Here is a 7,043-nt window from a genome sequence, read left to right as displayed (position 1 = left end):
CTGCACTGGAGACGGTGTGGGAGAGTAGGACGCCGCCGGACACTTACATAGATCAGGAAAGCCCGCCAGGTTTCTGGCGGGCTTTCCTGCGTTCAGGGCATGAACGGCGGTCTTCTTGCTTCGGCGGCCTACTCGCTGGTGCGCGTGCTTCTTCGCGCCGGCCCGCGGCGGGCTTTTACGATCTTCCGCACACCGTGTCAGGCGGCCTGCTGGATTCAGCCTTTCGGGCTGGTCCGGAACTGGGAAGAGCGGGTTCGATACGGGCGGTGCCTGCTAGGTTTTGGATGTGCCGTTCAGCAGGCGGTGCGTCAGCGGTCATCCGACCGCCCGGGGAACTGAGGTGCGTGGTGTCCAACGAGGGCCAGGGCGAGCGCGTCATCGCGGTTCGCGACAGCAAGGATCCTGACGGTCCGAAACTGTTCTTCAGCGTGAGCGCATGGCGTGATTTTCTCGACCGCATCAAGGCGGGCAAACACGATCTGCCAGAGGACATGCGCGAGGGCCTCGACGAGCGTTTCGCGCGCTGACCGGCATCGAGCAATCGCCTCAGCGTGCATCGCGTCCCTGACCGCATTCGCGGTCAGGAGCGCTCCGTTCCGGCGGCCGGCCGGCGTCTCGGCCGCCGGGGCCGACCGCCGGCAATGGCATCCGTCGCGACCGGGACGGTCGCTCAGCTTCCGAGCCGCTTGCGGGCCTGCCCGCGCAGCCGCCGTCGCTGGGACGGGTCGAGCATCAGGTAGCCGGCGACCGGCGCGGCGATGAGGCCGAGCACGATCAAAAGGGTCACCCATCCGGGCAGCAGCCACCAGGCGATCAGCGCCACGGCCACTCCGCCTACGACATATCCGGTGCGTCCCACGACAGCCTCCGTTCCGAGGACTTCGCCTAGAAGAACGACTACCACGGCGACCGGTGTTCCGGAATCCGCGATATATCTTCTCTTCCTCGATGACATGGCCGTACGGCGGCGGCCGGTCACCGGGAGGGTGCCGCGCGAGGCGGCCGGACTCCGGAGGGCCCGTCGAGGAATCGACCTGCGCCGACCTGGTCCAGGTATCCCACATGGCGTCGGGAGGCCCTCAGAGGCGCTCACGCGGCGCCGTAACGCGCTTACGCGGCCGCTGTACGCCCCGGGAACTCCTCCGGGTGACTCAGACCCGGAGGGTGAGCGGGCCGCCGCCCAGCTGCTCGAGGAGCTTGGCGTGCAGCAGGCCGTTGCTGCAGACGACGCTGCCGCCGTCCGGGCTGGGCACGCCGGACAGGTCGGTGAAGATCCCGCCCGCCTCCTCGACGATGATCTGCACGGCCGCGACGTCCCACAGGGAGACCTCGGGCTCGGCCGAGGCGTCCACGACGCCCTCGGCGACCATCACGTGCGACCAGAAGTCGCCGTACGCCCGAGTGCGCCACACCGTGCGGCCCAGGTCGAGGAACTTGTCGAGGCGGCCCTGCTCCTCCCAGCCGGTCAGGCTCGAGTAGGAGAACGACGCGTCCTCCAGCTCCGTGACGCCCGACACGCGGCAGCGGGTGGCCTTGGCGAGGCTGCGGCCGGTCCAGGCGCCGCCGCCCCGAGCGGCCCACCAGCGGCGGTTCAGCGCGGGAGCGGACACCAGCCCGACGACGACCTCGTCGCCCTCCATGAGGGCGATCAGCGTGGCCCAGACGGGCACGCCGCGCACGTAGTTCTTGGTCGCGTCGATCGGGTCGATGACCCAGCAGCGCGGGCCGTAGCCGGTGCGCCCGTACTCCTCGCCGTGGATGGCGTCCCGCGGCCGGGCCCGCTTCAGCGTGTTGCGCAGTGACTCCTCGACGAGCCGGTCGGCGTCGGTCACCGGGGTGAGGTCGGGCTTGGTCTCGACACGCAGGTCAAGGGCCCGGAACCGTCGCGTGGCGACGTCGTCGGCCGCGTCCGCCATGACGTGTGCCAGCCGCAGGTCATCCGAATAGTCCGCCACGAAGGGCAACGGTATCGCGACAGCGCCCGTGGCAGAGACACTAGACGGCGTGAACACCCTAATATCTTCCGAGTCCCGGCCGATGCCCGAACCTCCGACGCCGGCGCTGCTGTTCGATCTTGACGGAACTCTCATCGACAGCGTGTACCAGCATGTGATCGCTTGGCGTAACGCGTTGACGGTCGTGGGGATCGACCTGTCGGTGTGGCGGATCCATCGGCGCATCGGCATGAGCGGTGGTCTGTTCGTGTCGGCGCTGCTGCGCGAGACGGGCGTGTCATTGACCGCCGCGGAGATCGAGGAGCTGCAGAGCCTGCACGCCCGTGCCTACCTCGACCAGGTCGACTCCGTACGAGCGCTGCCGGGCGCGGCCGACCTCCTGGGCTTCCTCACCGATCGCGGCGTGCCGTGGGCCATCGCGACGAGCGGCCGGATGGAGACGGCGCACACGGCGCTGGGAATGCTCGGGCTGCCGTCGGACACGCCGATGATCACTCGGGACATGGTGCGGTTCGCCAAGCCCGACCCGGACCTGTTCCTCGCCGCGGCCGCCCTCGTCGGGGTCGATCCGCGGCACGCCATGGTGGTCGGTGACAGCGTGTGGGACCTCCTCGCGGCACGCCGCGCCGGGGCCCTGGGGATCGGCCTGCAGTCCGGCGGCTACGGCCGTGAAGAGCTCGAGCGGACGGGCGCCTTCCGCGTGTACGCCGACCCCGCCGACCTACTGGCCCGCATCGACGAGCTCGGCCTCCGGCAGACGACCTGACCCGCGACGACCTGACCCGCGGCGGCTCGACCCGTGGCGGCCGGTCGACGGGCACCCGCCGGCTCGGCGCGCGGCGACCGGCCGACGGCCGTCCGCCGGCGAGGCGGATCGGGCCGGCGGGGCGCCGGGCCTGGTCACGCGACCGGCGCCTCGGTGTTCCAGGAGGCCAGGAGGCGCAGGTTCGTCTCCGACGGAGAGTTCGCCTCCACGGTGTAGGTGATGAGGACCTGGTCCGGATCGTCCGGCAGCCGCAGCGACTCGTAGTCCAGGACGAGGTCGCCGACCAGCGGATGGTGCAGGACCTTGCGGCCGTTGCTCTTGTCCTTGACGTTGTGGTCGGCCCACCAGCGGCGGAAGTCCTCGCTCTTGACGGACAGCTCGCCGACGAGGGCCGCCAGCTCCGGATCGTCGGGGTGCTCCCCGGCCTTCAGCCGCAGGTAGGCGACGGTCTCCCGCGCCTTCACCGTCCAGTCGTCGAAGACCGCCTGAACGTCCTCGTTGAAGAAGATCAACCGGGCCCAGTTGCGCTGCTGCGGTGTGAGCGCGTCGAAGTCGGTGAACAGCGCCGCCGCCAGGCGGTTCCACGCCAGGACGTCACAGCGCCGCCCGACGACGTACGCGGGGACGTCTCCGGCCATGTCGACCAGCCGCCGGACCCCGGGCCGTACGCGCTCGGTCCGCGGCGGCCGCCGCCGGGAACGCGTGGGCTTGGCGAGGTTGCGCAGGTACGCGCGCTCGTCGTCGTCCAGCCGGAGAGCCCGGGCCACGGCCTCGAGGATCTCCTCCGAGACGTTGACGGCCCGGCCCTGTTCGAGGCGAACGTAGTAGTCGACGCTCACCCCGGCGAGCTGCGCCAGCTCTTCCCTGCGGAGCCCCGGAACCCGCCGGCGGCCGCCGTACGGGTGCAGCCCGACATCCTCGGGCTGCAGGCGCGCCCGCCGGGTGCGCAGGAACTCCGTCAGCTCGGCTCGCTTGTCCATGCCGTCCAGTATCCGGGAGACCCCCCTTTTCAGGGTGGTCCTGCCGGACCCAGGAACGGTGGGCGTGGGGGGCCGCAGGCGTGGCCGGAGCCGGGTCAGTCGGTGTCGTCGCCCTCGCGGGCCGCGAGCAGGCGGCGCAGCGAGTCGAGGCGGGCCGCGTCGGCGTGCCCCGCCGCGGCCCACGCGTCGAGGGCGCAGTCGTCCTGGAGGTGCGTGCAGTGCGGCGGGCACTCCGCGGCGCCCTCGAGCAGGTCGGGGAAGGCGCCCAGGATGTCATCGGGCGTGACGTGGGCCAGGCCGAAGCTGCGCACGCCCGGGGTGTCGATGATCCAGCCGTCCGCGGCGGGCAGCTCCAGCGCGACCGCCGACGACGACGTGTGCCGGCCGCGCCCGGTCACCGGGTTCACCTCGCTGACGGCGCGCTCGGCGTCGGGGACCAGGGCGTTCACCAGGGTCGACTTGCCGACGCCCGAGTGCCCGACCAGCACGCTCAGCCGCCCGGCCAGGCGCTCGTCCAGGTGGTCGACCGGCTCGTCCTTGCGCGTGACGACGTACGGGATGCCCAGCGGCGCGTACGTCTCCAGCAGCGGATCCGGTGCCGCGAGGTCGGCCTTGGTCAGGCACAGCAGCGGCTCCAGGCCCGCGTCGTAGGCGGCGACCAGGCACCGGTCGATCATCCCCGGGCGCGGCGGCGGATCCGCGAGCGCGGTCACGATGACGAGCTGGTCGGCGTTTGCGACGATCACGCGCTCGACCGGGTCGGTGTCGTCGGCGGTCCGGCGCAGGGTGGAGGTGCGGGGCTCGATGCGGACGACCCGTGCGAGGGTGTCGGCGTGGCCGGACACGTCGCCGACCAGCCGCACGCGATCACCGACGACGACGCTCTTGCGGCCGAGCTCGCGGGCGCGCATCGCGGTGACCGTCCGCTGGCCGTCGCCCTTCTTCCGGGTGGCGCGACCGGTGCCGTCGCCGCCGACAAGGCAGGTGTAGCGGCCGCGGTCCACCGCGATCACGAAACCGCCGACGGCGTCCTCGTGCGCCGGGCGTCGGCGGGTACGCGGCCGGGAGCCGCGGCCCGGGCGCACCCGAACGTCGTCCTCGTCGAGTCTCCCCCAGTCGCGCGCCATGGGTTACCGGAGCATCTCCGTCCAGAGCTCGCCGAATTCGGGGAGCGTCTTGCCGACGGTCGGGAGGTTCTCCACCTCGACGTCGGGCACGGCCAGGCCGAGGACCGCCCCGGCCATCACCATGCGGTGGTCGTCGTAGGTGTGGAAGACACCGCCGCGCAACGGCTTGGGCCGGATCTCCAGGCCGTCGGGCAGCTCGCGCACGTCACCGCCGAGCCCGTTGATCTCCGCGGTCAGCGCGGCGAGCCGGTCGGTCTCGTGGCCGCGCATGTGGGCGATGCCGCGCAGCCGGGACGGTCCATCGGCCAGGGCGGCGAGGGCCGCGATCACGCAGGTGAGCTCGTTGACGTCGCCGAGGTCGACGTCGATGCCGTGGATCGCGCCGCCGCCACGCACGGTGAGGTCGCCCGCGTCGTACGTCGCCGAGCCGCCCATGTCGGTCAGCAGGTGGCGCAGGGCGTCACCGGGCTGGGTCGTCTCCGCAGGCCAGCCGCGGACCGTCACCCGGCCGCCGGTGACCAGGGCGGCCGCGAGGAACGGCGCGGCGTTCGACAGGTCCGGCTCGATGTCGACCTCGCCGCCGCGCACGCCGCCCGGGTGGACCCGCCAGACGTCCGGGCCGCTCTCGACGGAGACGCCCACGTCGGCCAGCATCCGCATGGTCATCGCCAGGTGCGCCGCCGACGGCACGGGCGGCCCCTCGTGGCGGACCTCGATCCCCTTGGCGTAGCGCGGGGCGGCCAGCAGCAGGCCGGAGACGAACTGCGACGAACCCGAGGCGTCGATCGTCACCGAACCGCCGGGCACCGCGCCGGTGCCACCCACGGTGAACGGAAGCGCGTCACCCTCCACGTCCACACCGAGCGCGCGCAGGGCGGCCAGGATGGGGCCCATCGGCCGCTTCCGGGCGTGCGGGTCGCCGTCGAAGGCGATCGCGCCGGTCGCCAGTGCCGCGACCGGGGGGACGAACCGCATCACCGTGCCGGCGAGCCCGACGTCGAGCGTCGCCGGGCCGCGCAGCTCATCCGGAGTGACGCGCCAGGCGCCCTCGGCCGCCTCGTCGACGGCCACGCCCAGCGTGCGCAGGGCGCCCGCCATGAGGAGGGTGTCGCGGCTGCGCAGGGGGCGCCGGATCAGCGAGGGCTCGTCGGCCAGCGCCGCGAGGACGAGCGCGCGGTTGGTCATCGACTTGGACCCCGGCAGCGCGACGACGGCGTCGACCGGCCCGTCGGCGGCGGGTGCGGACCACAGAGGATGCATGACTGAAGGGTACCGGTCGCGGCCGTGGCGAACGGCGGGTAAAACGCCGGTGCCGAGACCGTCGTGGAAGGTGAATGCGCCGGTAGATCCCCCGGCGGCCGGCTCTGACCGGTCGTTATGTTGACGGCAGCCGGATCGAACGAACGACGAAGCTCACGCGACCATTGAGCCGAGGGCTGAGCGACCAATCGACAGGAGCACTGTGGACGCTTCGCCACGGTCACGACGCCGGGCCCGGCGTGCGCCGGCCGGCCCGGACACGCCTGCGGCAGGACGGCGATCGGTGCCGCTTCCCCCGGGACCGTACGAACTGCGGCTCGCCGACCTGCGGACGCGGTGGCCCGGCGGTGAGGTCATCGGCTTCGGCGACACGGACCTTTTGTTGCCGCAGGGCCGCCGGGTGGCGCTGCTGGGCCGCAGCCGCGTGGGCGCCTCGGCGCTGGCGGCGGTGCTGTTGGGATTCCTCGACTACCAGGGCGTCGCCACGCTGAACGACGTGCAGCTCCGCGATCTCGCCGACGAGGACGTCCGGGGGGTCATCGGGCTGTGCGCGCACGACGCCCACCTCTTCGACACGACGATCGCCGAGAACGTCCGGGTCGCCCGTCCGGACGCCACGGACGAGGACGTCGCCCGCGCACTCGCCGAGGCGGGGGTCGACCTGCCGCCCGACACCCGCGTGGACGATCAGAGCGTGGTCGTCGGCGCCGGGCGCCGCCGGATCGCCCTGGCCCGCGCCCTCCTGGCCGACCTGCCGATCCTCATCCTCGACGAGCCGGACACCGGCCCGGACGAGACCGAATCGGGCGCCGCGGACGCGGCGCTGGCCGAGCTGATCGCCGCGGCCGACGGCCGTACGCTCCTGCTGATCATGCACCGTACGGTCCTGCCGGGGGCCGCGCCGATCCTCCGCCACGTCGACGAGGTCCTGGAGATCTGACCGTCGCGGGCGTAC

The 7,043-nt window shown here is 72.5% G+C and carries 8 protein-coding genes; 3 read left to right on the top strand and 5 right to left on the bottom strand.

All coding sequences use genetic code 11. The features are described from left to right. The first annotated feature begins 347 nt into the window (after positions 1-347). Complete coding sequence (locus AB0L00_RS30615; protein ID WP_345356623.1) at positions 348-527, top strand: DUF397 domain-containing protein; 180 nt, start codon at positions 348-350, stop codon at positions 525-527. A gap of 143 nt (positions 528-670) precedes the next feature. Here the strand turns inward: AB0L00_RS30615 and AB0L00_RS30610 are convergent, their stop codons facing one another. After that, positions 671-859: a hypothetical protein gene (locus AB0L00_RS30610; protein WP_364396342.1), complete on the bottom strand. Its 189-nt coding sequence runs from the start codon at positions 857-859 to the stop codon at positions 671-673. A 292-nt stretch (positions 860-1,151) separates the two neighbouring features. After that, a complete protein-coding gene (gene hisN, locus AB0L00_RS30605) occupies positions 1,152-1,955 on the bottom strand; it encodes a histidinol-phosphatase (RefSeq protein WP_345356629.1) in 804 nt (267 codons plus the stop codon). 82 nt (positions 1,956-2,037) lie between these two features. Between hisN and AB0L00_RS30600 the strand changes: the two genes are divergently transcribed. Then, on the top strand, positions 2,038-2,721 hold the full coding sequence (locus tag AB0L00_RS30600) for an HAD family hydrolase (protein ID WP_364440529.1): 684 nt from the start codon (positions 2,038-2,040) through the stop codon (positions 2,719-2,721). A 134-nt stretch (positions 2,722-2,855) separates the two neighbouring features. Here the strand turns inward: AB0L00_RS30600 and AB0L00_RS30595 are convergent, their stop codons facing one another. From AB0L00_RS30595 to aroA, 3 genes are all read right to left on the bottom strand, one after another. After that, positions 2,856-3,701 carry a helix-turn-helix transcriptional regulator gene (locus tag AB0L00_RS30595; RefSeq protein ID WP_364440528.1) on the bottom strand — a complete coding sequence of 282 codons (846 nt, stop codon included), beginning with the start codon at positions 3,699-3,701 and terminating at the stop codon, positions 2,856-2,858. Between the two features lie 95 nt (positions 3,702-3,796). Next, the gene (rsgA, locus tag AB0L00_RS30590; RefSeq protein ID WP_364440527.1) at positions 3,797-4,828 is read right to left on the bottom strand and encodes a ribosome small subunit-dependent GTPase A; all 1,032 of its coding nucleotides are present in this window, start codon (positions 4,826-4,828) and stop codon (positions 3,797-3,799) included. Positions 4,829-4,831: 3 nt separating this feature from the next. Further along, positions 4,832-6,088, bottom strand: coding sequence for a 3-phosphoshikimate 1-carboxyvinyltransferase (gene aroA, locus AB0L00_RS30585; RefSeq protein ID WP_345356641.1), 1,257 nt, complete (start codon positions 6,086-6,088; stop codon positions 4,832-4,834). Between the two features lie 283 nt (positions 6,089-6,371). Here aroA and AB0L00_RS30580 point away from each other — a divergent pair, with 283 nt between their 5' ends. Next, a complete protein-coding gene (locus tag AB0L00_RS30580; protein WP_364440526.1) occupies positions 6,372-7,028 on the top strand; it encodes an ATP-binding cassette domain-containing protein in 657 nt (218 codons plus the stop codon). Positions 7,029-7,043: the final 15 nt, after the last annotated feature.

Source organism: Actinoallomurus sp. NPDC052308 (assembly GCF_040679195.1).
Taxonomy (GTDB): domain Bacteria; phylum Actinomycetota; class Actinomycetes; order Streptosporangiales; family Streptosporangiaceae; genus Actinoallomurus; species Actinoallomurus liliacearum.
This window is presented reverse-complemented; position numbering and strand designations above follow the sequence as displayed.